Source organism: Mesorhizobium sp. M4A.F.Ca.ET.050.02.1.1, from assembly GCF_003997725.1.
Classification (GTDB): Bacteria; Pseudomonadota; Alphaproteobacteria; order Rhizobiales; family Rhizobiaceae; genus Mesorhizobium.
On record NZ_RZSG01001290.1, the window covers coordinates 1 to 902 of the forward strand.

At 63.9% G+C, this 902-nt stretch carries 1 protein-coding gene; it reads right to left on the minus strand.

Annotated features, from left to right (window positions below; all coding sequences use genetic code 11):
• Positions 1-902 (minus strand): ATP-binding protein (locus tag EOA33_RS36995; protein WP_245482581.1); only part of this gene is annotated, 902 nt, incomplete at both ends.

The window sequence follows — 902 nt, forward strand, 5'->3', positions numbered from 1 at the left end:
CGGTATAGCCGCGCGATGTCAGTGCCCGCATGCCGCCCATGCGAACGGCGTCTTCGTCCTCGACGAGCAGCACAGTCGCCGAACCCGACAGGTCCTTGGCCGTCTCCGCCGGTTTCACTGGCGCCGCCGGCGCCTCGCCCGCTTCGCTCGCCGGCTTCACTTCCGCGATGAGGCGCGGCAGGAAGATGCGGAATACCGTGCCCTTGCCAACTTCCGAATCACAGAAGATGAACCCGCCCGTCTGCTTGATGATGCCATAGACCATCGACAGGCCGAGGCCGGTGCCCTTGCCGACTTCCTTGGTGGTGAAGAAGGGTTCGAATATCTTCTTCAGCACATCCGGCGCGATGCCGGTGCCGGTATCCTCGATCTCGACCACCACGTAGTCGGCCGGGGTAAGCTCGCGGTATGAGAAGCTCTTGCATTCCTCGGCTGTGACGTTGCGGGTGCGCACCGCAAGGTCGCCGCCCGCCGGCATCGCGTCGCGCGCGTTGACGGCAAGGTTCACCACCACCTGCTCGAACTGCCCGATATCGACCTTGACCGGCCAGAGATCGCGACCGTGGTCGATCTTCAGCTTGATGTCGTTGCCGACCAGACGGGCGAGCAGCATCCTGAGGTCGGCCAGAACATCGGTCAGGTTCAGCACTTCCGGGCGCAGGGTCTGCTTGCGCGAGAAGGCGAGAAGCTGCCTGACCAGCGAAGCCGCGCGGTTGGCATTCTGCTTGATGTTCATGATGTCGGGGAAGGACGGATCCGACGGGCGGTGGTTGGTCAAGAGCAGGTCCGACGCCATGATGATGGCGGTCAGCACATTGTTGAAGTCGTGTGCGATGCCGCCGGCGAGCTGGCCGACCGCCTGCATCTTCTGGCTCTGCGCCATCTGGCCTTCGAGCGCCTTC